The sequence below is a fragment of the Brevibacillus halotolerans genome (genome assembly GCF_026891775.1).
Lineage (GTDB): Bacteria > Bacillota > Bacilli > Brevibacillales > Brevibacillaceae > Brevibacillus_B > Brevibacillus_B halotolerans.
Map to the genome: position 1 here is coordinate 162,752 of NZ_JAPTNK010000002.1, position 25,760 is coordinate 188,511.

Genomic DNA, 25,760 nt, shown 5'->3' on the forward strand with positions numbered 1-25,760 from the left:
AAATGCAATTTATGCTGGATATAGATAAAGGAGGCCTTTTTTATGGCAATTCGCAACATCGTAAACCATCCTGATCCTATTTTAAGAGAAAAAGCAATACAGGTAACCAAATTTAACAGTAACCTGCACAAATTGCTTGATGATATGAAAGATACAATGTATGCAGCAAACGGGGTAGGGATTGCGGCTCCGCAGGTAGGTATTTCGAAACGCGTATTCGTGATGGATTGCGGCGATTTCTATGTAGAAGCGATCAACCCTGAAATCATTGAGTTTAGTGGCGAGCAATTTGAGAATTATCCAGAAGGGTGCCTAAGTATTCCAGGCTTACATGGTGATGTTCGTCGTCATATGGTGGTCAAAATGCGTGCACAAGACCGTGACGGTAATTTCTATGAGCTAGAAGTAGACGACTTAGAAGCTCGTTGCATTCAGCATGAACTAGATCATTTGAACGGTGTATTATTCATCGATATCGCTGAAAAAGTATATCCTGCAACAGAGGGCAAGGAAGGGGTTTAGCGTCTTGAAAGATACTCGTATTCTTTTTATGGGAACCCCTGATTTTGCTACACAAAGCTTGGAAGCCCTGATCACGAATGGTTATCAGGTTGTAGGTGTTGTGACACAACCAGATCGTCCGGTCGGCCGCAAACGCGTGCTGACCCCTCCTCCGGTGAAAGAGCTAGCACTTCGTCACGGGTTGCCTGTTTATCAGCCGGAAAAAATTAGGGAGAGCGAATCCGTTCAAAGTGTGTTGGATGCAACTCGTCCCGATTTGATTGTAACAGCAGCTTATGGTCAAATTTTACCTATCTCTTTATTGGAAGCTCCTAAACATGGATGCATTAATATACATGCCTCCTTGTTGCCAAAATATCGTGGCGGCGCTCCCATTCACGCCAGCATTATTAATGGCGAGAAGGAGACAGGAGTTACCATTATGTATATGGTACAAGCGTTGGATGCAGGTGACATGATCTCGAAGGTGATTGTACCGATTGAAGAACGCGATACGGCAGCTAGCATGTTTGAAAAGTTAGCGACAGCCGGAGCAGACTTATTGATCGAAACGTTGCCTAAACTATTGAAGGGCGAGATCACACCAGAGCCTCAAAACCACGAGGAAGCTACCTTTGCGCCTAATATTAAACGTGAGAATGAGCGACTAGATTGGAATAAATCAGCGCGGGAAATATATAATCAGGTGCGTGGTATGAACTCATGGCCTGTTGCCTTTACGACTTTTGAAGGCAAGGTGTGGAAAGTTTGGTGGGCCGAAGTAGTGGAGCTAGCTGGCCAACTGGCTACACCGGGAACCATCATCGGCCGAACCGAGGATGGTCTCATCATTGCTTGTGGAGCAGGAAGTATTATCTTGAAAGAAATCCAACCAGAGGGCAAAAAGCGTATGAGCGTGTACGATTTCCTACGCGGTGCAGGCGCTTCAATTGCTTCAGGTTCGAAAGTAGGAGAATAGATTCGTGTCAAAAACGAGAAGTACAACAGCGCGGGAAGTAGCCCTAGATGTTCTAGTGCGAGTAGAAGAGAATCAATCCTATAGTAACCTAGAATTGAAATACGCTTTAGGTGAAGCAGGCCTTTCCAAAGCAGATGTAGGATTGGTAACGGAGCTTGTTTATGGAACAATTCAACGCCGAATGACGTTAGATGAAGTGATTGGTCAATTTGTAAAAGGTGGTACAAAAAAACTTCAGGGCTGGGTCCTGCAATTATTACGGATGAGCCTGTATCAGGTTCGTTTTTTGGATCGTGTTCCCGATCGAGCAGCCGTACATGAAGCGGTTGAGATTGCCAAAAAGCGTGGACACAAGGGGATTTCCTCATTAGTCAACGGGGTTTTGCGCAATATTCTTCGCCAACCAGAGTCATGGGAAAAACTACCTAAAGGCATAACAAAACAAATTGCGGTCACCGAGTCACATCCAGAGTGGCTGGTCAAGCGCTGGGTTAAGCAATATGGTGAGGAAACCACCAGAGCGATCTGTCACAGTAATAATCAGTCGCCTATGCCAAGCATTCGAGTAAATCGTTTGCGAACAACTGCTGATGCGTTGTTACAAGAAATGAAGGAAGCATTCCCTGAGGCTGCAAAATCTGAGCTAACGCCAGATGCTCTTTTGCTACAAAGTGGACATGCAGCAGGGTCTTCTTGGTTTCAAGAAGGATTTTGCACCATTCAGGACGAAAGCTCTATGCTAGTGGCCCCTGCCCTGCACCTTACTCCAAACCTACGAGTTCTGGATGCTTGTGCGGCACCAGGTGGGAAAACAACGCATATAGCAGAGTTGATGGGCAATCAGGGGGAGATTCTTGCTTGCGATGTCCATCCTCATAAACGCGAGCTAATTGAACAAAATGCGAAACGTCTAGGAATTACGATTATCACAACAATGGTAGCGGATGCGGCTGATTTATTAGACCGTAACGTGGGTGAATTTGATCGGATTTTACTAGATGCTCCTTGCAGCGGATTTGGTGTCATTCGCCGTAAGCCTGACCTGAAATGGAATAAAACAGCAGAGGATATAAAAGCGATCTCTGAGATTCAATATGATTTGCTGGAGCGCGTTGCTCCTTTACTAAAGCCGGATGGTTACCTCGTTTATAGTACATGCACAATCGATTCTCAGGAAAATCAAGATGTTGTGGAGCGTTTTATTGCCGGGCACCCAGAGTATGAGCTGGATAAATCATTGGCAGAAGACTTGCCTACAGGCTTAACTGAAAAGATTGATGCTTCGAAGGGCTATGTGCAGATTTTGCCACACCACTTTTCTAGCGATGGATTCTTTATTGCCAGAATAAAGCGGGTTTGTAAATAAATAACGAACTGGTTTACCAGGCTGTATCAGGTGGCAGAAATCAGGTCTCTTTGTGAAAAAAGTCAAGTGGAAATCTGCAATTGCGGCTTTCCACTTTTCCTTTTCCGTCACAAAGGGTACAATGAGTGAATGGGGTTTGTTTCTTATCCCCAAATACAATGTAGTTACAACTAGTAAAAAGGTGAATCTTACAATGAACATTACGTCATTTACAGACAATAAACCCTTAATCTATAGCTTGCGTCTTGAAGAAATGAAACAATGGCTGGAAGAGAACGGGGAAAAAGCATTTCGAGCTGCACAAATTTTTGACTGGTTATATGTGAAACGAGTAACAGCATTTGAAGAGATGAGCAACCTGTCGAAGGCCTTGCGTGATAAATTAAATGAGGAGTTTCGCATCAATGCGCTAACCGAAATTACACATCAGGAATCAGCGGATGGAACAATCAAGTTCTTATTCCAACTGATAGATGGGCATGCCATTGAAACAGTAATCATGCGCCACAATTACGGAAATAGCGTATGTGTAACAACACAGGTAGGGTGTCGCATTGGCTGTACGTTCTGTGCATCGACACTGGGTGGCTTAAAGCGAAATCTGGATGCCGGTGAAATTGTGGCACAGGTATTGCAAGCCCAACGTGCCCTAGATGCAGATGAAGGGCGTGTAAGTCATGTAGTTGTAATGGGGATTGGCGAACCATTTGAGAATTTTGAACCACTATTATCCTTCTTGAACATCATTAATGACAACCGTGGATTAAATATTGGTCAACGGCATATTACGGTTTCCACCAGCGGAATCGTGCCTAAGATTTATGAATTTGCTGAGCGTGGAGGGCAGGTGAACCTAGCTATTTCCCTTCATGCCCCTAACACAGAGCTAAGAACCAAGCTAATGCCGATCAATCGCGGCTTCCCGTTGGAAAAATTAATGGAAGCTTGTCATCATTATATAGCTAAAACGGGGCGTCGTATCTCCTTTGAGTACGGTTTGTTTGGTGGTCAGAACGACCAGCCGCATCATGCGGAAGAGTTGGCCGAGTTAATCGGCGATATGCTTTGCCACGTTAACCTAATACCTGTGAACTACGTGCCAGAACGCGATTATGTTCGCACGGCTAAAAATGATATTTTCACCTTTAAACGCATTTTAGACGATCGCGGTATAAACGTTACAATTCGACGGGAGCACGGCAGTGATATTGCGGCTGCTTGCGGTCAATTGCGTGCGCAACACGCGAAAGAAACGGCAGGGTGATAAAGTATGGAAATAGCGATGAAATCGCATGTGGGGTGCGTCCGACAAGTTAATGAGGATTTTTATGCCTGTGCAGTTGACCTGGCTGGACGCGTACTTGCAGTTGTCGCAGATGGCATGGGCGGTCATCAAGCTGGCGATGTTGCGAGCAAAATGGCGGTTGAACGCATTTTAAAAGAAATGAAAAAAGTTGAACATAGCATGGCTCCTTTAGAAGAGCGAGAATTATTGATGGATGCTTTACTTCTTGCTAATCAAGAGGTATATGAGTATGCCGAGGCACATCCGGAGTGTAATGGGATGGGAACCACAGTCGTTGCTACACTAATAGGAAATGATGCGGGTGTCACCGCACACATTGGTGATAGTCGTTTGTATATTTATAAGGAAAATGAGCTGATTCAACATACAGAGGATCATTCGCTTGTACAGGAATTGTTAAAAAGCGGGCAAATCAATCAAATGGAGGCGTCCCTGCATCCGCAGCGCAATGTCCTGATGAGAGCTCTAGGTACGGAGGATCATGTTCGAATTGATCTGGGACAGTTTGAGTGGTCGGATGGCGAGATTGTGCTGCTTTGCTCAGACGGATTATCCAATAAAGTTCCAGAAGAGATCATAGAGGAATGGTTAGCTAAACCAATACCTTTGCAGCAAAGCGTGGACGCACTCGTTCAATATGCACTTGATGCAGGGGGAGAAGATAATATTACTTGTGTGGCCATACGTAATAAAAAGAAGCCTTCGCAAGTCTGTGAGAAAGAGGGGGGAGGAGAATGCAAGGTCAACGACTAGGTGGGCGCTATCAACTTGAGGAAGTGATTGGTGGCGGCGGAATGGCTATTGTTTACAAAGCCAGAGATCTTGTATTAAATCGAATCGTTGCCGTCAAATTGCTAAGACCCCAATTTGGCACGGACGAAGACTTTGTAGAGAGATTTCGCAGAGAAGCGCAAGCGGTAGCAAGTCTTTCGCATCATAATATCGTCAATGTTTATGATGTTGGGCAAGACGATGATATTCATTATATGGTGATGGAATATATCGAAGGCTCAACCTTAAAGGAAATTATCACCGCTCAAGGCGGCATGCTGATGAGTGAGGCGGTTCGAATCGCGATGCAGGTGTGTGACGCACTAGATCACGCCCATCAAAACCAGATCATTCATCGCGATATTAAACCGCACAATATCATGATTGGAACGAATGGTCGTGTGAAGGTAACGGATTTTGGGATTGCCCGTGCGGTTACGTCACAGACGATTACACAGACGGGTTCGGTACTTGGCTCAGTCCATTATTTTTCTCCTGAACAAGCTCGTGGAGGAATCACGGCAGAGAAATCCGACATTTATTCTCTCGGAATTGTACTGTATGAAATGGTTACCGGTACGTTGCCATTTTCAGGAGATTCGCCCATTACTGTAGCGCTTAAGCATTTACAAGACCCATTGCCTGAACCACGTAAATTAAATCCAGCTATTCCACAAAGCTTGGAAAATGTTATTATTCGTGCTTTGGCTAAGGACCCATTTCAGCGCTACAAGTCTGCACGGGAAATGTATGAGGACTTGGAAACGTGCTTGTCAACAGAAAGACGTCATGAATCAAAGCTTACGTTTGCAAGTGATATAGATGATGAAGAAACAAGGGTCATTTCAGCAATCACGCCAGATATGCTGGAGAAAAGTAAACAAGATAGCTATCAACCGAGAACCTATCCTACCCGCACTCCTCAAAAGGTGGCAAGCACAGAGGAGCAATATAGAGACGAGGAGGAAGAGGAGGAGGAGAACTTGGCTAACAAGAAAAAGGGGATCTGGTGGAAGCGAAGCCTTCTTTGGTCTGGTATCGCTGTTCTATTCGTTGTTTTGGCTATTTTTGGTTTTAACCTTGCAATGAAGATACTCACTGTTCCAGAAACAGATGTACCTAATGTGATTGGAATGACGAGAGAGCAAGCAGATACGGCCCTGAAAAATGCTGGATTAAGTGCTACGTTTGAAGAGGCCTTTAATGCCGAAGACAAGGGTAAGGTTTTTGAGCAAGATCCAGCGGCAACAAGGCGCGTTAAAGAAAATAGCACGGTAATTGTAATGATCAGTAAAGGAAAACAATTGCTACCGACTCCTGATTACGTCGGTATGTCACAACAGGAAGCGGAACAAAAAGCGCGTTTAGCTAACTTTAAGGAAGTAAAGATTGTTATGAAAGAAAGCAATGATGTTCCAGCGGGACAGGTCATGACTCAAGATCCAATGCCAAATGTTAATCTTGCTTTCGTAGATACTGTCATGACCTTAACGGTTAGTGAAGGGAAAAAACGGACAAAAGTACCAAACGATTTAGTTGGTAAGCATTGGGAGATGGCGAAAGCTTCTCTTAACAATGTAAATCTAAAGGAGGGAGAATTATCAGAGCAGGGTTCTTATGAACACCGGGAAAGAGGTATTGTCCTTTCCACAAATCCTCCTGCTAACACTGTAGTCGAAGAAGGTACAAAGGTTAACATGGTAATAAGCAATGGACAATGGCCTTCTGATGCCAAGATTGTAAGTGTTCCTGTTCATGTTGAGCACGATCCGGTCGAAGTACCTTCTGCAACCATTGAAATCGTTGTAAATGATGCTCGCAAAACGGAACTAAAGCCTATTCATCAATCTATATCAGAAAGCGCTGATTTCAGCGTTGAAGTAATCTTATCGCCAGAGACGAATGGAAAAATCGAGGTTAGAAAGAATGGCGAAACAATCAATACCATAGATGTTGATTATCAATCGTATCCGTAAAACGCTGGAGGTACATGCATGCCAGAAGGGCGAATTGTAAAAGCATTAAGTGGATTTTATTACGTGGCCGATCAAGCGAATCCCGAGCGAATCGTCCAATGTCGAGCGCGTGGCTTGTTTAAAAAGAAAGGGGCAAAGATTACCCCTTTAGTTGGCGATTGGGTTGTATTTGAGGCCCCAAATGATCGAGATGGGTATGTGATGGAGATAGAAGAGCGAACAAGTGAGCTGGTTCGTCCTTCTATTGCCAATGTTGATTTAGCTGTCCTAGTATTCTCTGCTAAGGAGCCTGATATGAGTCCGTTGCTGTTGGATAAATTCCTTGTGCATACGGAGCATGCTGGCATTGATGCGATTATTGTTATTACGAAGGCAGATTTATTGGAAGAGCAAGATTGCAGCAGGCTTGTAGCGGAATATGAAAAGGTGGGATATCGAGTGATTCCCACCTCCATTCTTGATCGGCGTGGTGTAGAACAAGTCCGTGAAGAGCTGATTGGAAAGCTAGCGGTGTTTGCTGGACAATCAGGAGTAGGGAAATCATCTTTGCTAAATGCTATTTTTCCAGGAATAAGCCTACAAACGGGAGAAATCAGCCAAAAGCTAGGACGCGGTCGACACACTACTCGCCACGTAGAGCTGCTTCCATTAAAGGAAGGTGGCTATGTTGCGGACACACCTGGATTTAGTTCATTGGATTTTATCAATATGACCGAGCTAGATTTGGCGCAAGCATTTCGTGATTTTGAGCAACGAAGCGATGAGTGTAAGTTCCGGGGATGTTTGCATATAACGGAACCAAGCTGTGCAGTCCAAGCGGCTTTGCAGGCTGGTGAAATCGTTGAACATCGTTATAAACATTATCTACAGTTCATGGAAGAGTTGAGAGAATACCTGAGGAGGAACAAACAATGGTAAAAATCGCACCATCTATTCTATCAGCTGATTTTGCTCGCTTAGGAGAAGAAATTAAAGATGTAGAACGTGGAGGCGCTGACTGGATTCATGTAGATGTAATGGATGGTCATTTTGTCCCTAATATTACGATAGGTCCCTTGATCGTCGACGCGATTCGTCCAGTCACACAACTTCCTTTAGACGTACATCTGATGATTGAAGAACCGGATCGCTATATCGCTCAATTTGCTAAAAGTGGAGCAGATTACATCACTGTTCATCAGGAAGCTTGCCGCCATTTACATCGAACTATTCACCACATTAAAGAACAAGGTGTAAAGGCAGGGGTTGTTTTAAATCCAGCTACTCCAATTAGCACGATCGAGCATGTGCTAGAGGATTTGGATCTGGTGTTATTGATGACGGTAAACCCAGGCTTTGGCGGTCAAAAATTTATACATAGCGTATTACCAAAAATACGTGATCTACGTCATTTATTAAATGAACGTGGTTTATCTCATGTTGATATTGAAATTGATGGTGGGGTAAATGCTCAAACGGCACGCTTGTGTGAGGATGCTGGAGCAACTGTACTTGTCGCAGGTTCTGCTGTTTATAATCAACCAGATCGAGCAAAGGCGATCGCTGAGATCCGCGGCTAACAAAAAAGGATGACTCTCTCATTTTTATACGGAGGGAGCATCCTTTTTTTTATGACCATCTCTGTGAGCTTTTGGATTCGTTTAAGACTATAGGTAAAAAAGAATGAAAAGACTATGTAAATATTACAGTGTGAATCCATAATAGGAATGCGTACCTTAAAGATTAAAGGTGCGCATTTTATTTTTACATGTATATTTGTCTTTGGCGACCTAATAAAGAACATATATTTATGCATAAAAAATGCATAAAAGCCGGAAAAATGTATAAATACTGATTTTAAGCAGGTTATAAAGGCGAATATATGTGAATAGATGATTAGTTTTGATCGCACACTATACGGAGATTTTATTTGAAGTAAGCTGATAGGACAAGAATTATGGTTAGATACGCACTGTTTATTTATGAAATTTTAAAAAATATTATTAAATTTTACTTTCTTATTTTTATACATATGGTATTATAAATATAAGTTTTCAGTGTTTCGTAAATAATTGGATTACACACATCGTAGATCATCGGTGTTTCATACAGGAGGGTATTATTATGAGAAAATCTACAAAATCATTTGCAGCAATTGCCTTATCTACTTTATTATCTGTTTCCTTATTAACAGGCTGTGGTTCTGCTAGTCAGGACAGTGGAAATGCAGCTAACAAAAACACAGATCAAGCAGCGGCTAAAACCTTAACGATGTTCACGTCAGCGGATTACTATCCGTATGAATTCCATGAAACAAAGGATGGCAATGACCAAATTGTAGGGATGGACATCGATATTGCTACTTATATTGCAAAGGAACTTGGTTATGAATTAAAAGTAGTGGATACAGATTTTAATGGTCTGGTTCCTGCTCTTCAATCAAAACGAGCAGACTTCGTAATGGCGGGGATGTCCACTTCACCTGAGCGTAAGAAGAATGTAGATTTCTCCAATAATTATTATGAAGCAAAAAATACATTAGTGAGTAAAAAAGACTCGCCTATTATCAAGCCAGAACAGCTATCAGGTAAACGGCTAGCCGCTCAAATTGGCTCTATGCAAGAAAAGGCCGCTCAAGTGATTGCGAAAGAGGTTACTGGGGTTGAGGTGGTTTCCTTAAATAAAATGGGAGAAATCATTCAAGAGGTGGTTACGGGTCGATCTGCGGCGGCAGTTGTAGAAAATACCATCGCCCAAGGCTTCCTGGAGAAAAACCCTGGTTTGCAATCAACGGTTATGACAACAAATAATACAGAAGGTTACGCAATTGCTTTCCCAAAAGGATCAGAACATGTGGAAAAGTTTAATGAAATCTTGAAAAAGATGGAAGAAAACGGTGAAATGGACAAACTGATTAAAAAGTGGCTGGGACAATAATCCCAGTCTGCTTTTTTTACAGGGCAAGATGATGAAGCAGAGGTGAACATAAAACATGAATACAAGCATACCAATAGATTTTTCAGTGCTTACACCACATATACCCTACATGCTAGAGGGTATGGGAATTACCTTACAATTTACGGTTTTATCGGTTTTTTTCGGATTTATTCTGGGCACAATCCTAACCCTATGCAAAATATCCAATAGCAAATTTTTACAGGTATTTGCTGCTTTTTATACAAGTATTTTTCGTGGTACACCATTGCTGGTTCAGCTCTTATTGATTTATTATGCCATTCCGCAATTAACGGATTATCAGATTCCAGCTTTATTTGCTGGGGTTCTCGCTTTTAGCTTGAATTCCGCAGCCTATTTGTCAGAGACCATGCGCGCTGGAATTTTGGCTGTAGACAAGGGGCAGTGGGAAGCGGCTAAGGCATTAGGGGTTCCTTACTCTCGCATGATGAAGGATATTATTTTTCCTCAGGCGATTCGTAACATTTTACCTGCCATTATGAATGAATTTATTACCTTACTTAAGGACTCATCCTTAGTATCCGTTATTGGAGTGGCGGAAATCTTGCGTCGTGCAGATGTCGTCAAGGGTCAATTGTATATTTATTTTGAGCCTTTAGTGTTTGCAGGCTTACAGTACTATATTTTGGTTATGATTTTAACGCTACTGTCTACATGGCTAGAACGGAGGCTGCGTCGTAATGGTTAAAATTGAAAGTTTGCATAAAGCATACGGGAAACTGGAGGTTCTGAAAGGAATCAGTACCAGCATTAAAAAAGGGGATGTAGTTGCTATTATTGGGCCATCTGGTTCGGGCAAATCTACATTCTTACGTTGCATGAATATGCTAGAGGAGCCTACAAAGGGACAAGTAATGATCAACGGGATGGATATTACCAACTCGAAGGGAAACATCCAAGAGATTCGGCAGAAAGTGGGAATGGTGTTTCAGCACTTTCATTTGTTCCCACATATGACGGTCCTGCAAAACCTGACCTACGCACCAATCAAGGTAAAAAAATTAACAAAGGCGGTTGCGGAGAAAAAGGGAATGGAGCTTTTGGAACGCGTTGGGCTGGCTGATAAGGCAGGTGTCTATCCAAGTAGCTTATCAGGTGGGCAAAAGCAACGCGTTGCGATTGCGCGAGCTTTAGCAATGGAACCAGAGATTATGCTCTTTGATGAGCCCACGTCTGCTCTTGATCCAGAAATGGTCAAAGAGGTCTTAGAAGTTATGAAAAGCCTGGCGAACTCTGGTATGACAATGGCAATTGTTACACATGAGATGGGCTTTGCTCGTGAAGTGGCAGATCGTGTACTGTTTTTGGATGGCGGGTTGCTAATTGAGGATGCCTCCCCGCAGGAGTTTTTCACAAATCCAACAAGTGAACGTGCCCGTCAGTTTTTGGAAAAAGTATTATAAAAAGCCGAAATAAAAAGCAGTGTAAAAGGCAGGTGTTGTCCCTATTGGACAGCACCTTTTTTCGTGTCGAAACTCAATTTTATTCATGTTTATGCATTGGTAATGTAGTATTCAAAGTAGTGATTTTTGATGGGACATTTTTGGTATTCCGATATATTGTCCGTATGCGTATGATTAGAAAACAAATAGAATGAAGGGGGAATATATAGTATATATAGATGGAATTCTTCTGTATAAAGGAGGAAACATAGAGGGCTCTTATTTTAGCATGTCGAGGACAAAGAGTACGAAATTGGAGTGTTTGAGATTCTACATAAATTCAATGGTTTTATACTAGGCTTACGTTTACTTCCCCTAGGAGCGACCGTACAATATAGAGTAGCTTCCTAAATGAGCTAAAACAATTTGATATGAAAAAACTACTAAGAGGCACGTACTGGAGAAAGGAATGTAAGCATAATGATTGATTTTACTATACATATTTGCACAGGTGGAGACCTCGATATGCTGCCGCAGTTGGAGAGAGAGGATTTATTAATCGGAGTGGACGGGGGAGCGATTGCTTTACTAGAAGGAGGGATGATCCCGCATATTGCCGTGGGGGATTTTGATACCATTCAGGAAGAGGGGCTTAGACTGCTTCAGGAGGCAGGTATTGCTATTAAAAAGTTCTCCGCCATGAAGAATGCCACTGACACGGAAATTGCCGTAGAGATCGCTATGGAGGCGGCACGAGAGCATTTGCGTGATTTAGGTGCTACACTAGATAGCGAGGATGGTGTCGTGCATTTATATCCAGATCATCGCTTCAAGATCATAATGTATGGGGCGGTAGGTAGTAGATTGGATCATTCGCTTGCCAATTTATCACTGTTAAAAAAAGCGCATCGTGAAGGTGTCTGGATGGAGATTGTTAATCGACAAAATCGTGTCATGCTGTTATCCGATCATTTTCCAAACGTCAATCTTCGCGGACACTCCGGTGAATTTCTGTCCTTAGTGCCAGCTTCGCAGGAGGTGACCGGCATTTATTTAACAGGCTTTGCTTATCCATTGACCGATGCGACTATTGCATTTGGCTCCTCTATTGGGATTAGTAATGAATGGGCAAGTGAATATGGCAAAATAGAACGTGCATCAGGGGATTTATTTGTGATCGCAGCCCGAGATTGTTAAATCTTTACACAGGCTTTGGATTCTTACCTGCTGCTATTGATTTTTCTAGAAAAACTAGCAACAAATGAACTTTGGACGCATATACATATCAGGTAGGCAGGTACTGTTCTTACGTGATGAAGTTTTTCTATTTTTCCCCGGCATACTGGACATATGTTTGACCCTCTTCGGAATATGTATGTAATAGCTTTATTACGGAATAAGCCTAAGGGGGGTGCGACCTGGTATGAGTTTTCGCTCGTTTCACGTGAAGCAGGGGATGGCAATCAAGCGCGTTCTCGGAGTCATTTTTGGAGTGGGTGGACTTATCCTCATTTTGAATACGATGCCCCTCTGGGTGTGGTATGCCATCTTGGGAACAGCACTCATAGCAACAGGCTGGTTTTTATTTCATCACAAGTAATTCCGGAGTAAGGAGGGGTCAAGATGCGTTTCTATACGATCAAGTTGCCGAAAATTCTAGGTGGTATGGTTCGCGCCATGATTGAAGCTTTCAATAAGAAAGCCAAGTAAACGCTGAGGATGTGGCTCAGATGAGAGGCGACATTCGATTGCCCATCAGCATTTTAAACAGGCATTCACCCTGTATTTTTTGGTAGGTGGATGCCTTGGTATTTATGATGATTCCCATCTTAGGGGATAATAATAGTAAATAAAAAAAGCACCCATGAAAGGTGCTTTTTTTACATGTTACATGTAAGTGCAACGTTGTCGTATCTAGTCAAAGACCGGACAGACCCATTCTATGACGAATCAAACAAATTGATTCGCTTCTAGCTCAGCCTTTGCTGAGTTATACGCGAGTTACAAGACCAGATTTCAAAGCTCTAGTGCTTACATAAACGCGTTTTGGTTTCCCGTTAACAAGGATGCGCACTTTTTGAACGTTAACACCCCAAGTACGGCGGCTAGCACGCATAGAGTGAGAACGCGCATTACCAGCTTTCGCTGTTTTTCCAGTAACAAAACATTTACGTGACATTTACATCCACCTCCCTTGAAGCTATTAAACAAGCCCAATACGGGCATAAGAACAGCTTGATCCATAGTATCATAGCAAGCTGTCAATTGCAATACTTGACAGGAAATTCCCTGTGGCTATTTCGACAAATGAAAAAACCTTCAAATCGCACTTTACTTATAGTAGAATGGGGTGAAGTACAAGATATACCATTATACGGATTGGTCTTTTGTAAAAGGAGGAACCTGAAATGCCAGTTGAAATGAATACACCTCTTGGAAAAATTGATGTTAGTGAGGAAGTAATCGCTCGAATTGCTGGCGGGGCCGCCATGGAAGTATTTGGATTGGTGGGTATGGCTTCCCGTAAAGCATTAAAGGACGGAATTGCAGAACTTCTAAAAAAGGATAATTTGAGTAAAGGCGTTGTTGTTCGCAATGAGAATAACGATGTTAGCTTAGATTTGCATATTATTGTGAGCTATGGTACAAAGATTTCTGAAGTGGCTGGCAATGTGCAGAGCCGTGTGCGATATACACTCGAACAAACGCTAGGAGTCGAGGTATCGGCGATTAATATATATGTCCAAGGGGTCAGAACAGACCGTGAACTGTAAGGAGGAAAAGTAGTGGTACACAAGCGTCTTGATGGCGTGCAATTTAGTCAGATGGTTTATCTAGGCGCCAATAACCTGCATACGAACTACAGAATAGTAGATGCTTTAAACGTGTTCCCTGTTCCAGATGGCGATACTGGTACAAATATGAATCTTACGTTTACAGCTGGTGTAGAAGAGCTTTCCCGTAAAGAGTCTGCACACATCGGTAATTCAGCTCAGGCGTTGGCAAAAGGACTTTTAATGGGGGCCCGCGGAAACTCAGGTGTTATTTTGTCTCAATTATTCCGTGGATTTAGCAAGGTGGTGGCAGGTAAGGAAACCATCGATGCTCGCACGTTTGCAGATGCATTAAAAATGGGCGTGGATACAGCATATCAGGCGGTAATGAAACCAGTAGAGGGTACTGTTCTTACGGTAGCACGTGAAGCTGCTGAAATGGCTGTTAAAATCTCTCGGACGACGGATGACATCCTTACTGTGATGGACAAAACCTTTGAACAGGCAAAGCTTACTCTAAGCCAAACCCCTGAATATCTGCCTGTCTTAAAAGAGGTAGGCGTTGTTGACTCCGGTGGGCAAGGATTGGTTTACATCTACGAGGGCTTTGTTCGTGCCTTGCATGGTGAGAAGGCTGTTGAGCAAAAACAGATGCCTGGCACAGCTACTACGTTACAGAATATGAATGATCTGGTTGAAGAGAAGCATAGCGCTCAATCTCAATTAAAAACAGAAGACATTCTGTATGGATATTGCACGGAGTTCATGGTGTATTTGACCGGAAGTACAGAAGCGAATAAAAAGCCTTTTGCGGAAGCCACGTTCCGTGCGCAATTAGATACAATGGGAGATTCATTGCTGGTTGTATCTGATGAGGATGTCATAAAAGTACATATTCACGCTGAACACCCAGGAAATGTGCTTAACTATGCACAGCAATTCGGTTCACTACATCGAATTAAAATTGATAATATGCGTGAACAGCATTCTAATATCCTGCGTGAAGAAACAGCTCACGTGACTTCTGAAGAAGTACAGGCTGAATCAGCATCTATAGCAATCAAAGATGAGCAAGAGCTCCCAGTACCTTATGGAATTATTGCGGTAGCAGCAGGAGACGGAATCGCGGAGATTTTCCAAAGCTTAGGAGTACAAGTAGTGGTTCAAGGTGGACAAACCATGAATCCAAGTACCGAAGACTTGGTAAAGGCTATTGAAGAGCTTCACGCTGAAAAAATGATTATCCTACCAAATAATAAAAACATCATCATGGCTGCACAACAGGCGGCTGTATTGGCAAGTGTACCTGTTGCTGTTGTTCCGACGAAGAGTGTGCCACAAGGGATGGCAGCGTTGGTAGCATTTAATGGCGGAGAAGAATTAGAGAGCAATAAAGAAATGATGACAAAAGCGCTGGAGCAGGTAAAAACAGGGCTGGTTACGCATGCGGTTCGAGATACCAAAATGGGGGATGTCGAAATTGCAGAGGGTGACTTTATTGGAATCAACGAAGGAACCATCATTACAGCACAAGCAGACATGATGGACAGTGCTATGGAGCTTTTGAAAAACATGGTAGATGAAGAGACAGGGCTGGTTACAATTATCTATGGTGAAGGTGCTTCCGAAGAGCAGGGGGCCCTACTAGAGGAAATGCTAGCGGATTTATTTGAGGATGTGGAAGTTGAGATCCTTTCTGGTAGACAACCACTTTATCCTTTCATTTTTGCTGTCGAGTAGGAGAGGAGTAATGTTACGTTGTCACCTATTGTAATTGTTACGGATAGTGCGTCAGATATTGATCCAGCTCTGATTACAGAGCTAGGTATTGAGATCGTTCCTTTGAAGGTGAGCTTTGGTGCTGAAACCTTTTTGGATGGAATCACTATACGCTCTGCTGAGTTTTTTGAGCGTTTACGTTCGTCCGACGTATTTCCAAGAACATCTCAGCCATCACCAGTAGAGTTCTCTCAAAAATTCCAAGAAATTAGTGAGAAGCATGGTGCGGATGTTTGCATTATTGCTATTTTGTTGTCCAGTCAGTTATCGGGTACGTATCAATCCGCTGTTATTGGCAAGGGAATGCTCGAACAAGACCTAGACTTGACGATTATTGACTCGAAGAAGGGTGCTATGTTTGAGGGACTCCTTGTTGTTGAAGCAGCTAAAATGGCGCGTGCAGGATGCTCTAAACAACAAATTCTGGATGAAGTGGACCGGATGATTCAGCAAATGCAGAATTTCTTTATCATCGACACTTTGGAGTTTTTACAAAAAGGCGGTCGAATCGGTCGCGCTTCCGCATTTATTGGTTCGCTTTTAAACATTAAGCCGATCCTGTCGCTAGATGCAAATGGTGCTGTGTACGCCTTTGACAAGGTACGCGGCAATAAAAAAGCAGTGGCTAGGATGCTGAATGAACTAAAATCCTATGCTGCCGATGCAAGAGTAAAGGTAGCCATTCTGCATGCAAATGCGTTAGAAGAAGCAAAGGCGTTAAAAGAGCGGGTCGCTCAGGAATTCCAGGTAATTGAAACCTATATATCCGAAATTGGTCCTGTTATCGGAGCACATATTGGACCAGGCGGAATTGCCTGCGCAATGGTAAAAGAGTAGGAATAACACAACATTTTATTGTGAATAAAGGTTCACGAAAAACCAAGAGAATAAGGGACACCTTGCTTGAATCGTGCAAATAGCGATTAGGTAAGGTGTTTTTGTTTTGCATTCGTACAAATAAGAGAGTGGGGTTGATATCCAGCAGATGAGCATATGATGAATTCATTATAAACGAAACATTTTGGCACACGTCCTATAATTATTCATAAGATAAAGATAAAAAATAGTTAGACTCCAAATGGAATGGAGGTCCTTATGAAAAAAACAACACGATTAAAGCAGCTCATTCGTTCTGAAGAAATTGAATTTTTAATGGAAGCTCATAACGGATTATCAGGCAAAATTGCAGAGAATTGTGGCTTTAAAGGAATTTGGGCTAGTGGTTTGACCATTTCGGCTTCACTGGGTGTGAGGGACAACAATGAGGCGTCCTGGACCCAAGTGCTAGATGTATTAGAGTTTATGAGTGATGCTACTTCTGTACCAATTTTGCTAGATGGCGATACGGGTTATGGAAACTTCAATAATGCAAGGAGATTGGTAAAAAAATTAGAGCAAAGGAGCATAGCGGGTGTATGCATTGAAGATAAGCTTTTTCCAAAAACCAATTCGTTTATCAAAAGTGAAATGCAACCGCTTGCCAATATTGATGAGTTCTGTGGAAAGATTAAAGCGATGAAGGATAGTCAAACAGATGAGGATTTTGTTGTTGTGGCAAGAGTAGAGGCATTCATTGCAGGGTGGGGGCTAGAAGAATCCTTACAAAGAGCTGAAGCTTATCGACAAGCGGGAGCGGATGCTATTCTGATCCACAGTAAAAGATCCGATGTCACAGAAATTGATGCTTTCATGAAAGAATGGGCGTTTAGACATCCTATTGTGATCGTACCGACTAAATATTACAAAACACCGGTGGACAAATTTGAAGAATTGGGTGTGAGTATGGTCATCTGGGCGAATCACAATCTGAGATCTTCAATTGTTGCTATGCAGCAAACCTCGAAGCAAATCTTTGAACAGAAAAGCCTCATTCAGGTGGAAGAGAATTTGGCAACGTTAGACGATGTGTTCCATCTACAGAATGCGGATGAATTAAAGGAAGCGGAAAAGAAATATCTCCCTGGAAACGGACTTAAATCCTAGATGTAAAAAAAGGATGATTAATGGTGCTAAATACGAATCTGTTTGTTAATGAATTGAGAAAGCGGGGATTCCAATTTTACTGTGGAGTTCCTTGTTCGTTTCTAAAGGATTTTATCAACTATGTCAAAAATGAATGTACGTATGTGGGGGCTACCAATGAAGGCGAAGCTATAGCTATCTCATCTGGAGTAGCGTTAGGAGGAGAAAAGGCAGTTGTTTTTATGCAAAATTCCGGTCTGACCAATGCTGTTTCCCCTTTAGTATCACTCAATTATCCTTTTCGTCTTCCAGTTCTTGGATTTGTCAGTTTGAGAGGAGAAGAAGGGATTCAAGATGAGCCACAGCATGAATTAATGGGCAAAATAACGACACAGCTTCTGGATTTAATGCAAGTAAAATGGGAATTTTTATCGGTCGATATAGAAGAAGCGAAGGAGCAGATTAACCGAGCTAATGAATATGTGGAAGCGAATCAGTCTTTTTTCTTTGTTGTCAGAAAGAAAACCTTTGAAAAGGTTAAGCTGTTCAATCAAGAGCCTTCTGGGAAAGGCAATCTATATAAAAAGCAAAAAGATAAACAGGATGCTGTTCCAAAACGTTCAGAAGCGCTGGAGGTTATTAACGCACTAAAAGATAGTCAAACAATTCAGCTTGCCACAACTGGAAAAACGGGACGGGAACTGTATGAAATTGAAGATGCTAACAATAATTTATACATGGTTGGCTCTATGGGATGCATTAGCTCTCTAGGACTCGGTCTAGCCCTAACCAAAAAGGATAAAGAGATTATTGTTATTGACGGGGACGGTTCCATGCTGATGCGTATGGGGAGTCTGGCTACAAACGGGTACTATGCTCCAGACAATATGCTCCACATTCTACTCGACAATCATGCCCACGATTCTACGGGTGGACAAAGCACCGTATCGCATACGATTGATTTTGTAGAAATTGCTTCCGCCTGCGGGTATCTGACATCCACCTACATTCACAGCTTGAAGGAATTGGAAGCCTCCATTCGAGAATGGAAACAAACGAAAGGACTTACTTTTCTCTATTTGAGAATTGCCAAAGGTTCCATGGAGCAGCTTGGTCGCCCTAAAATAAAGCCTTATGAAGTAAAAGAGAGGCTACAGGCGTTTGCAAGTAGCAATGTATCCCGTTTTGGAAAGGGGGATATCTGATGCAGATCGTGAAGAGAAATATTTTATTGAATCCCGGTCCCGCCACAACAACGGATAGTGTGAAATACGCTCAAGTAGTTCCTGATATTTGTCCTCGCGAAACAGAATTTGGTGACCTATTGGAATTTGTATCTACAGAGCTTACCCAGTTGGTTGCTGATACGAAGGATTACACGACGGTCTTGTTTGGCGGGTCCGGTACAGCAGCTGTTGAAGCTATTATTAGTTCTGTTGTGCGCGATGATGCTGTACTTGTCATTAACAATGGTGCGTACGGAAAGCGCATATGTGAAATTGCCAAAGCCTACAATCTGCCCCTCCTCGAATTCACTAGTCCTCACGATGATGGAATCGATTTAGTTGCACTAGAAAACACGATCAAAAATTCCTGCCAAAAAATCTCCCACCTAGCCGTAGTTCACAACGAAACGTCTACTGGTCTTTTAAACAATCTTGAAGCGATTGGAGCCATTTGCGAAAAATATCATATTGATATGATTGTGGATGCAATGAGCTCATATGCGGCCGTTCCCATTCAAATGGACAAAATGAATATCAGTTTTTTGGCTGCAAGCTCTAATAAAAATCTACAGGGTTTTGCAGGTGTCGCATTTGTCGTTGCCAATCGAAAGAAATTGGAACGTATCCGGGACAATAAGCCCAAAAATTATTACCTACGTCTCTATGAACAATATCAGTTTTTTTGTGAGTCCCGTCAAATGCGTTTTACTCCTCCTGTCCAGACCTTCTATGCACTAAAGCAAGCGATCGACGAATTGAAAGAAGAGGGGGTAGAGAGAAGATACCAAAGATATGTGAAATCGTGGGAAACATTAATCAAAGGCATGGATAGGCTTCATTTGAATTATATTATTCCAAAGGAGCATCATTCCAAAATCATTACTTCCATCGTTGAGCCTGATTGTAGCGGATACCATTTCAATGAAATGCACGATTATTTATACGATCAAGGCTTTACCATTTATCCTGGGAAATTTGCAGATTCAAAAACATTTCGGGTGGCAAATATTGGGGATATTACCTATAAGGATATTGAGGATTTTTTGAGTATCCTAGAAAGTTATTTACAAGCCATTGGTTATCCTTTTGCAAAGGAAGATGCCTAATGAGAGCAAGAAATAAATGGTCAAAATATTTATTTTTAAAACGATCAAAAAGTTTAGCACCGTACTTGCCGGAAACACAACGGATGTCAAAAAGCGCCTTTTGGGATTTGATTAATCGGTATGGAAAGGTGATTCTAAAGCCTGTCAGGGGAAGGGGAGGGGCGGGCGTCATTCAAGTATCTTCACTAGGGGATCGTAAATTTAATATACACAGTGAAAATAAAAGGAAGACCATCAAAGGGAAAAAACGGACTTATCGCTACATCAAAAAAAAGATAAGATCGACTGCTTATATGATTCAACGGCGAATTTCCCTTGCTACAATCCGTAAACGTCCTTTTGATATGCGGATCATTGTACAGCGCAGAAGATATTCTGATTCGTGGAAAGTTACTGCCAAAGCAGCTAAAGTAGCTGGCAAAGGTTATTTCGTCACCAATAATACTAGGAGTAAAGGAAAGATGCTGCACGTTCAAAGGGCACTTCAAAAATCATCACTTAAAAATCATTCGAATCAACTTCTCCTCTCTAATGTTAAACAGGTGGCTTTAATGTCCGCAAAAAGGCTAAGAGTAGCATTTCCATCGCATCGTACCTATGGAATGGATATGGGATTGGATAAGAAGGGGAAGGTATGGATTATTGAAACAAATCATTATCCGGCTATTTCTCACTTCCGCAAGCTGGGTGATAAAGCTATGGTGTATCGAATTTTGGCATATCAAAAGGGTAGATAAGTAGGGACTTTGGAAGTAAAGGATCGGTTTTTCAATGGATCATATTAGAATAGTAAGGTTCTTGTAACGTAAACGTGGCAATCTTTTATGAATGAATGGTTGTCACGTTGGTTACCTATTTTGCTGGGATATTAAAGTATGCTAAGACAAGCTGATGTAGCAGGTGCGCCCATGGAATCCTATTCATTTTTAATGTTCGGGATATTTCGGTATTGTTTTTTCCCTTTATATGAGAATCTCTATTCCCTTTTTGGCAAACCATACATATACAGGCTACAACAGCAAACTGGAACGCAGAGGTTCACATTGAATAAAAAGGTGAGGTCATGTCATTCTTCCAACGATATTGGACAACCAGACAGGGACAGAAGGCAGGAGGAAGCCAGACTTCAGATTCTGCCTGTATTGACTCTTCGATGTATAGCAATTTGAATCAATTAGAGAAGAAATTCTCTGGAATTCCGGATTTGACTATGCGTGAGCTTCCTTTAAAAACAGGAGAGAAGGCACTATTGGTTTATTTAGATGGTTTGATTGACAAAACCATTGTGAATCGAGATATTGTTCATCCCTTGTTGGTTGCTGAAACCGTATATCCTGAACAAATGGAATCTGTATTATTTGTAGGCAAAATCAAACAAATTAATTTATGGGCTGAGATTGAGGAGTCCTTGTTTCATGGTTGCTGCATTATATTTATGGATGGGTTTCCTCAGGCTTTTCTTATAGAGGCTCAAGGCTGGCCCCAGCGTGCTATTCAGGAGCCGCAGATTGAATCAGCGATTAAAAGTGCTCACCAGGGATTTATCGAGACAGCGAATGCCAATATTTCTATGATTCGGCGCTACATTCCTAGCAGGGAGCTGAAGGTTAAGGAACATACCATTGGAGAACGCGGTGGAGCAAAAGTATCACTCTTGTATTTGGAGGATGTGACGAATCCTCAGATTTTGGACGAGCTTGAAAAAAGATTAGAGTCGCTTACAGTCGATATTATTTTAAATACAGGAGAACTAGAAGGATATTTGGAGGATCGAGCATTTACTCCTTTTCCTCAATTCTCTATGACAGAGCGTCCAGATACAGCAGCCTCCCATATTCTGCAAGGTAGAGTCGTCATCATCATGGATCGGTCACCAGGAGTGTTAGTGGCTCCCATGACCTTTTTTTCATATTTTCAAACCGTAGATGATTATAGTGTTCGATGGTTTGCTGCTTCTTTTATTCGCCTGTTGCGTTTTGTTGCTTTTTTTATCGCAATTTTGGCTCCTGCGATCTATATTGCTTCTGTATCGTTTCATTATGAATTGATACCGCTTCCCTTGCTTTTGACGATTGGAGAATCGCGTGAAAGAGTGCCGCTCCCGCCAATTCTTGAGGCATTTATTATGGAAATGGTATTGGAAATGCTCCGTGAAGCCGGATTACGATTGCCAGCTCCTATTGGACAAACCATTGGTATTGTAGGCGGTATCGTTATAGGGCAAGCGGCAGTATCAGCTGGTTTGGTCAGTAATATCATGGTGATTGTAGTTGCTTTGACAGCGATTGCTTCCTTTATCATTCCGAATTTGGAGATGTCGGCTGGAGTTCGTATGATTCGGTTTCCTATGATGGTGGCTGCTTCTTTATTTGGGATGGTGGGTATCATTTGGGGGCTTATGCTCGTTATTCTGCATCTGCTCTCATTGGAATCGTTAGGTACACCATATGGTGCTTCCTTTTCACCCTTGCATTTTTCCGAACTAAAAGATACCTTCATTCGTTTACCAGTGTGGATGATGAAGAAACGGCCAATCGAGCTTAAACCAAAGCAGGTTGATCGACAGGGAGACAATGGCAGAGGGAATGGTGAACATCATGAGAAAATTGAGTGATCGGAAAATTTCTCTCCTGCAATTTATTTTAACGATCAGCGGAATTGAGCTAGGTACTAGCATCTTGAATCTACCAGCAGATTTGTCTCGTGTAGCTGGCACTGATGGGTGGATTTCTATTATTATCGGATACTTGTGTACGATTATTATCAGTCTTTGTATCATCGGGATTATGTCTAAGCATCCAAATAAAACGATGCTCGATGTGTTGATTTACTATGTAGGCTCCTTTTTGGGGAAATCAATCATGGTGGTCTGGATTCTATATTCCTTGCTTGGGGCTATCACGATCTTTTATACGAGCATCTATATTATAAAAGAATGGGTATTACCTAATACAATGACATTTCTGATAGTTGCTCTCTTTCTCTTTTGTACTTACATTGGTCTAAGAGGAGGCATTCGCCTAATTTGCCGATATCAGGTGTTCGTATTTTTCTTTACTTTGTGGATGCCTCTAATTTTGCTGTTCTCATTAAAGAATGGTCATCTTACTTTCTTGCTGCCAGTGTTTAAAGAGGGCTGGATGCCTATCTTACATGGAGTGAAAACAACGATATTAGCGTTCTTAGGCTTTGAATGGATCTTTTTGTTTTATCCTTATTTGGAGAATAAAAAGCAAGCAGTCAAAGGGGTCATCATTGCAAATACAATTACGCTGCTCGTCTATTTGCAAATTACGTTTAGCTGCTTTACCTTTTTTAGCCCAGATGAAATTACAAAATTTATTTGGCCTACGCTCACCTTGGTCAAGCCGGTTCGGTTTTCTTTTCTCGAGCGTTTTGAGATCGTTTATCTTTCCTTTTATATCTTTATTTTTTCCACGTCTGTCATCCCTTACTTCTTTTTCGCGATGGAGAATATTTCGCAACTGTTTCATAAAACGGATTGGCAGATGCCTTACACTATCTTACTTATCTATGCGCTTAGCTACCTGTTTTATCAGCCATCGTATACAGGTATTACGTTTTGGAAGAATTCGTGGGAATGGATGGGCTATTACACGGTATTTGCGTTTCCAGTACTCTTTTTATTGTATACCATGCTGGTTAGCCGATGGAGGGGGCGACAGTTAAATGAAAAAGCGGGGTAAAAGTAAAGTGTCACAGCTACTGAGCTGCATGGGTGCATGTGCCTGTTTGTTCGGCTTAAGCGGCTGTGGAGATCAGGTTCTTGTGGAGGATATTAATTTAGCGCTGATTTATGCCATGGATCGGACCCCTGACAACCAAATACTAGTCTATGAAATGAGTCCGATCTTTGATAAAGATGCAAAAAAGAAATATGCTGTCTATGGAGCAAAAGCACACACTGTTCGACAAGCGAAGGACGTGTTCAACAGTGTGGCTCAAGGACAGGTAGTTGTAGGAAAAGTACAGGTTCTACTGTTCGGGGAGGCAATGTTAAAGGAGGGAATTGTTCCTGATCTGGATGTATCCTTTCGTGATTCTAAAAATGTGGCGAATATGGTGATGGTAGGAGTTAAAGGCTCCATGTCTGATCTTGTAAATAGTAATTTCCCGGATAAATCCATCCTGCCTCGCTATATTACAGATTCTCTTCAAAATAGTGCCAAGCTTAATCAAGGGATAGAAACTACTCTTCAAAAATTTCATACATTGCTATATGACAAGGGAATCACACCGGCTATCGCGGAGGTAAAAAAAGATAAGAATGGGATCGTCGTATTGGGAGCGGCTCTCTTAGACAAAGAAGGAAGACAGCATTTGTCCTTGAATCGTCGAGAGAATTTGTATCTGCTAATGCTACAGCGGAAAGCCAAAATTCCGATCTCTTATACCATAGCAGTTCCAACAGCTTCGTTTTCGCAAGGTCAGTCATCAGGTAAAGCGAAAAAGGAAGGCTTTGTGACAGTGAATATTCAACGATTAAAACCAAAGATAGAAACCTCCTATCAGGATAATCAATTTGTTTTTACGGTTCATCTGGAAATGGACGTCCGAGTTATTGAACGAACCTTACCGATTGATTTGGAAAAAGAAAAGGATAAGCTGGCACATTTCATAGAAAATAAAATGAAAACTGAAATGGAGACGCTCATAAAAAAGGTACAACAAAAAAAATTGGACCCATTCGGGTTTGGATGGTATGCAAGAGCGTATCAGTATCCGCATTGGAAAAAAATCCAAGATCAGTGGCCTGCTCAATTTTCAAAAGCACGGGTGAATATCCTGCCGACTATCAATATAGAAAGCCGAGGAGTAATCGAATAGATTGAGTAACATGTGTTTTTAGAAGTAGCCGATTTCCCTAACCTACGATACAATAAGGTGTACGAGACTTTTGGGAGAGCGAGGGCTGCTCAAATGAAATTTAAAAGCGTTTTCGATATTATTGGACCCGTGATGGTTGGGCCATCCAGTTCACATACAGCAGGAGCGGCTCGAATTGGACGCGTTGCTCGCACTTTATTTGGGAGGCAACCAAAGAAGGCGGAAATCACGTTCTATGGTTCTTTTGCAAAAACCTATCAGGGTCATGGTTCAGATGTAGCGACTGTGGCAGGAATCCTTGATTTTGATACAAGTGACTTACGATTAAAAGATTCCATCCAAATAGCCAAAGACTTTGGAATTGAAGTGATCCTAACTACCTCAGAGCTACAGACGGAGCATCCGAATACGTCTCGGATTAAGCTCTCAGATGAGCAGGATAGTGTAGAGATTGTTGGAATTTCCATTGGCGGGGGCAAAATGCTGATTACTGAAATCAATGGGTTTCAATTAACATTGTCAGCAAGCGCTCCTACATTATTGGTTTTCCATGAGGATCGTTTCGGTATGATTGCTAAGGTGTCCGAGGTTTTGGCTGAGCATCGTGTCAATATTGGCTTTATGGAGGTATCACGACGGGAGCGAGGCAGTTTAGCTCTCATGATCATTGAGCTAGATACGCTGGTTGATCAGGCTACAATACAGGAGATGGAAAAACTGTCGTCCATTGAGCAGGTATTGTTGCTACCTACTGTGTAGCTTGGAGCTGCTTTTAATTGGATATTGTCGTGAAAAATAAAGCCCTTTATGGAATAGAGATAGAGCTGGA

At 42.1% G+C, this 25,760-nt stretch carries 26 protein-coding genes; 25 read left to right on the top strand and 1 reads right to left on the bottom strand.

Going from position 1 to position 25,760, the window contains the following annotated elements:
• Positions 1 to 42: 42 nt before the first annotated feature.
• The 14 genes from def to spoVM all read left to right on the top strand — a co-directional run bounded on the left by def (position 43) and on the right by spoVM (position 12,946).
• On the top strand, positions 43 to 522 hold the full coding sequence (gene def, locus O0550_RS03640; protein WP_003342767.1) for a peptide deformylase: 480 nt from the start codon (positions 43 to 45) through the stop codon (positions 520 to 522).
• Positions 523 to 526: 4 nt separating this feature from the next.
• Positions 527 to 1,480: a methionyl-tRNA formyltransferase gene (gene fmt / locus O0550_RS03645; RefSeq protein ID WP_258425648.1), complete on the top strand. Its 954-nt coding sequence runs from the start codon at positions 527 to 529 to the stop codon at positions 1,478 to 1,480.
• Between the two features lie 4 nt (positions 1,481 to 1,484).
• Positions 1,485 to 2,846 carry a 16S rRNA (cytosine(967)-C(5))-methyltransferase RsmB gene (rsmB, locus tag O0550_RS03650; RefSeq protein WP_258425649.1) on the top strand — a complete coding sequence of 454 codons (1,362 nt, stop codon included), beginning with the start codon at positions 1,485 to 1,487 and terminating at the stop codon, positions 2,844 to 2,846.
• Positions 2,847 to 3,039: 193 nt separating this feature from the next.
• Positions 3,040 to 4,110: a dual-specificity RNA methyltransferase RlmN gene (gene rlmN / locus O0550_RS03655; RefSeq protein WP_003342772.1), complete on the top strand. Its 1,071-nt coding sequence runs from the start codon at positions 3,040 to 3,042 to the stop codon at positions 4,108 to 4,110.
• Positions 4,111 to 4,116: 6 nt separating this feature from the next.
• A complete protein-coding gene (locus O0550_RS03660) occupies positions 4,117 to 4,905 on the top strand; it encodes a Stp1/IreP family PP2C-type Ser/Thr phosphatase (RefSeq protein ID WP_003342774.1) in 789 nt (262 codons plus the stop codon).
• A complete protein-coding gene (gene pknB, locus O0550_RS03665; RefSeq protein WP_258425650.1) occupies positions 4,887 to 6,899 on the top strand; it encodes a Stk1 family PASTA domain-containing Ser/Thr kinase in 2,013 nt (670 codons plus the stop codon). Before O0550_RS03660 ends, pknB begins: the two co-directional genes overlap by 19 nt.
• Before the next feature lie 18 nt (positions 6,900 to 6,917).
• A complete protein-coding gene (gene rsgA / locus O0550_RS03670; RefSeq protein ID WP_022584344.1) occupies positions 6,918 to 7,817 on the top strand; it encodes a ribosome small subunit-dependent GTPase A in 900 nt (299 codons plus the stop codon).
• Complete coding sequence (rpe, locus tag O0550_RS03675) at positions 7,811 to 8,458, top strand: ribulose-phosphate 3-epimerase (protein ID WP_003336786.1); 648 nt, start codon at positions 7,811 to 7,813, stop codon at positions 8,456 to 8,458. The genes rsgA and rpe overlap by 7 nt, the downstream gene beginning before the upstream one ends.
• A gap of 544 nt (positions 8,459 to 9,002) precedes the next feature.
• On the top strand, positions 9,003 to 9,815 hold the full coding sequence (locus tag O0550_RS03680) for a transporter substrate-binding domain-containing protein (protein WP_258425651.1): 813 nt from the start codon (positions 9,003 to 9,005) through the stop codon (positions 9,813 to 9,815).
• Positions 9,816 to 9,882: 67 nt separating this feature from the next.
• Positions 9,883 to 10,542, top strand: coding sequence for an amino acid ABC transporter permease (locus O0550_RS03685; protein ID WP_031309001.1), 660 nt, complete (start codon positions 9,883 to 9,885; stop codon positions 10,540 to 10,542).
• Positions 10,535 to 11,257 (top strand): amino acid ABC transporter ATP-binding protein, encoded by a 723-nt coding sequence (locus O0550_RS03690; protein ID WP_003336789.1) that lies wholly within the window; start codon positions 10,535 to 10,537, stop codon positions 11,255 to 11,257. The genes O0550_RS03685 and O0550_RS03690 overlap by 8 nt, the downstream gene beginning before the upstream one ends.
• A gap of 459 nt (positions 11,258 to 11,716) precedes the next feature.
• Positions 11,717 to 12,433: a thiamine diphosphokinase gene (locus O0550_RS03695; protein WP_003342786.1), complete on the top strand. Its 717-nt coding sequence runs from the start codon at positions 11,717 to 11,719 to the stop codon at positions 12,431 to 12,433.
• Positions 12,434 to 12,659: 226 nt separating this feature from the next.
• Positions 12,660 to 12,836, top strand: a complete 177-nt coding sequence (locus O0550_RS03700; RefSeq protein ID WP_022584347.1) for a hypothetical protein — start codon at positions 12,660 to 12,662, stop codon at positions 12,834 to 12,836.
• A gap of 23 nt (positions 12,837 to 12,859) precedes the next feature.
• On the top strand, positions 12,860 to 12,946 hold the full coding sequence (gene spoVM, locus O0550_RS03705) for a stage V sporulation protein SpoVM (RefSeq protein WP_035292591.1): 87 nt from the start codon (positions 12,860 to 12,862) through the stop codon (positions 12,944 to 12,946).
• Between the two features lie 280 nt (positions 12,947 to 13,226).
• Here spoVM and rpmB read toward each other — a convergent pair whose 3' ends face one another.
• Positions 13,227 to 13,415 (bottom strand): 50S ribosomal protein L28, encoded by a 189-nt coding sequence (rpmB, locus tag O0550_RS03710; protein WP_003341540.1) that lies wholly within the window; start codon positions 13,413 to 13,415, stop codon positions 13,227 to 13,229.
• A gap of 229 nt (positions 13,416 to 13,644) precedes the next feature.
• Between rpmB and O0550_RS03715 the strand changes: the two genes are divergently transcribed.
• From O0550_RS03715 to sdaAB, 11 genes are all read left to right on the top strand, one after another.
• Positions 13,645 to 14,010 carry an Asp23/Gls24 family envelope stress response protein gene (locus O0550_RS03715; protein WP_003336793.1) on the top strand — a complete coding sequence of 122 codons (366 nt, stop codon included), beginning with the start codon at positions 13,645 to 13,647 and terminating at the stop codon, positions 14,008 to 14,010.
• Positions 14,011 to 14,022: 12 nt separating this feature from the next.
• Positions 14,023 to 15,750 (top strand): DAK2 domain-containing protein, encoded by a 1,728-nt coding sequence (locus tag O0550_RS03720; RefSeq protein WP_258425652.1) that lies wholly within the window; start codon positions 14,023 to 14,025, stop codon positions 15,748 to 15,750.
• Positions 15,751 to 15,768: 18 nt separating this feature from the next.
• Positions 15,769 to 16,626 (top strand): DegV family protein, encoded by an 858-nt coding sequence (locus O0550_RS03725; protein WP_003341536.1) that lies wholly within the window; start codon positions 15,769 to 15,771, stop codon positions 16,624 to 16,626.
• 258 nt (positions 16,627 to 16,884) lie between these two features.
• Positions 16,885 to 17,772: a phosphoenolpyruvate mutase gene (gene aepX / locus O0550_RS03730; protein WP_258425653.1), complete on the top strand. Its 888-nt coding sequence runs from the start codon at positions 16,885 to 16,887 to the stop codon at positions 17,770 to 17,772.
• 20 nt (positions 17,773 to 17,792) lie between these two features.
• The gene (gene aepY, locus O0550_RS03735; RefSeq protein WP_258425654.1) at positions 17,793 to 18,956 is read left to right on the top strand and encodes a phosphonopyruvate decarboxylase; all 1,164 of its coding nucleotides are present in this window, start codon (positions 17,793 to 17,795) and stop codon (positions 18,954 to 18,956) included.
• Positions 18,956 to 20,083, top strand: coding sequence for a 2-aminoethylphosphonate aminotransferase (locus O0550_RS03740; RefSeq protein ID WP_258425655.1), 1,128 nt, complete (start codon positions 18,956 to 18,958; stop codon positions 20,081 to 20,083). Before aepY ends, O0550_RS03740 begins: the two co-directional genes overlap by 1 nt.
• On the top strand, positions 20,083 to 20,820 hold the full coding sequence (locus O0550_RS03745; protein WP_003341531.1) for a YheC/YheD family protein: 738 nt from the start codon (positions 20,083 to 20,085) through the stop codon (positions 20,818 to 20,820). Before O0550_RS03740 ends, O0550_RS03745 begins: the two co-directional genes overlap by 1 nt.
• 326 nt (positions 20,821 to 21,146) lie before the next feature.
• Entirely contained in the window at positions 21,147 to 22,697 is a 1,551-nt protein-coding gene (locus tag O0550_RS03750; protein ID WP_003336802.1) for a spore germination protein, read from the top strand.
• Positions 22,681 to 23,790, top strand: a complete 1,110-nt coding sequence (locus O0550_RS03755) for a GerAB/ArcD/ProY family transporter (RefSeq protein ID WP_035318526.1) — start codon at positions 22,681 to 22,683, stop codon at positions 23,788 to 23,790. Before O0550_RS03750 ends, O0550_RS03755 begins: the two co-directional genes overlap by 17 nt.
• Entirely contained in the window at positions 23,774 to 24,931 is a 1,158-nt protein-coding gene (locus tag O0550_RS03760; RefSeq protein ID WP_050816494.1) for a Ger(x)C family spore germination protein, read from the top strand. The genes O0550_RS03755 and O0550_RS03760 overlap by 17 nt, the downstream gene beginning before the upstream one ends.
• Positions 24,932 to 25,024: 93 nt before the next feature.
• Positions 25,025 to 25,690 carry an L-serine ammonia-lyase, iron-sulfur-dependent subunit beta gene (sdaAB, locus tag O0550_RS03765; RefSeq protein WP_003336805.1) on the top strand — a complete coding sequence of 222 codons (666 nt, stop codon included), beginning with the start codon at positions 25,025 to 25,027 and terminating at the stop codon, positions 25,688 to 25,690.
• Positions 25,691 to 25,760 lie beyond the last annotated feature (70 nt).

Coding starts and splice junctions, on each gene's coding strand:
- O0550_RS03715 (WP_003336793.1), top strand. CDS start 13,645: ATGCCAGTTGAAATGAATACACCTCTTGGAAAAATTGATGTTAGTGAG.
- O0550_RS03740 (WP_258425655.1), top strand. CDS start 18,956: ATGCAGATCGTGAAGAGAAATATTTTATTGAATCCCGGTCCCGCCACA.
- O0550_RS03760 (WP_050816494.1), top strand. CDS start 23,774: ATGAAAAAGCGGGGTAAAAGTAAAGTGTCACAGCTACTGAGCTGCATG.
- O0550_RS03690 (WP_003336789.1), top strand. CDS start 10,535: ATGGTTAAAATTGAAAGTTTGCATAAAGCATACGGGAAACTGGAGGTT.
- rpmB (WP_003341540.1), bottom strand. CDS start 13,415: ATGTCACGTAAATGTTTTGTTACTGGAAAAACAGCGAAAGCTGGTAAT.
- rlmN (WP_003342772.1), top strand. CDS start 3,040: ATGAACATTACGTCATTTACAGACAATAAACCCTTAATCTATAGCTTG.
- rsgA (WP_022584344.1), top strand. CDS start 6,918: ATGCCAGAAGGGCGAATTGTAAAAGCATTAAGTGGATTTTATTACGTG.
- aepY (WP_258425654.1), top strand. CDS start 17,793: ATGGTGCTAAATACGAATCTGTTTGTTAATGAATTGAGAAAGCGGGGA.
- pknB (WP_258425650.1), top strand. CDS start 4,887: ATGCAAGGTCAACGACTAGGTGGGCGCTATCAACTTGAGGAAGTGATT.
- spoVM (WP_035292591.1), top strand. CDS start 12,860: ATGCGTTTCTATACGATCAAGTTGCCGAAAATTCTAGGTGGTATGGTT.
- aepX (WP_258425653.1), top strand. CDS start 16,885: ATGAAAAAAACAACACGATTAAAGCAGCTCATTCGTTCTGAAGAAATT.
- O0550_RS03700 (WP_022584347.1), top strand. CDS start 12,660: ATGAGTTTTCGCTCGTTTCACGTGAAGCAGGGGATGGCAATCAAGCGC.
- def (WP_003342767.1), top strand. CDS start 43: ATGGCAATTCGCAACATCGTAAACCATCCTGATCCTATTTTAAGAGAA.
- O0550_RS03745 (WP_003341531.1), top strand. CDS start 20,083: ATGAGAGCAAGAAATAAATGGTCAAAATATTTATTTTTAAAACGATCA.
- O0550_RS03755 (WP_035318526.1), top strand. CDS start 22,681: ATGAGAAAATTGAGTGATCGGAAAATTTCTCTCCTGCAATTTATTTTA.
- O0550_RS03750 (WP_003336802.1), top strand. CDS start 21,147: ATGTCATTCTTCCAACGATATTGGACAACCAGACAGGGACAGAAGGCA.
- O0550_RS03695 (WP_003342786.1), top strand. CDS start 11,717: ATGATTGATTTTACTATACATATTTGCACAGGTGGAGACCTCGATATG.
- rpe (WP_003336786.1), top strand. CDS start 7,811: ATGGTAAAAATCGCACCATCTATTCTATCAGCTGATTTTGCTCGCTTA.
- sdaAB (WP_003336805.1), top strand. CDS start 25,025: ATGAAATTTAAAAGCGTTTTCGATATTATTGGACCCGTGATGGTTGGG.
- O0550_RS03680 (WP_258425651.1), top strand. CDS start 9,003: ATGAGAAAATCTACAAAATCATTTGCAGCAATTGCCTTATCTACTTTA.
- O0550_RS03660 (WP_003342774.1), top strand. CDS start 4,117: ATGGAAATAGCGATGAAATCGCATGTGGGGTGCGTCCGACAAGTTAAT.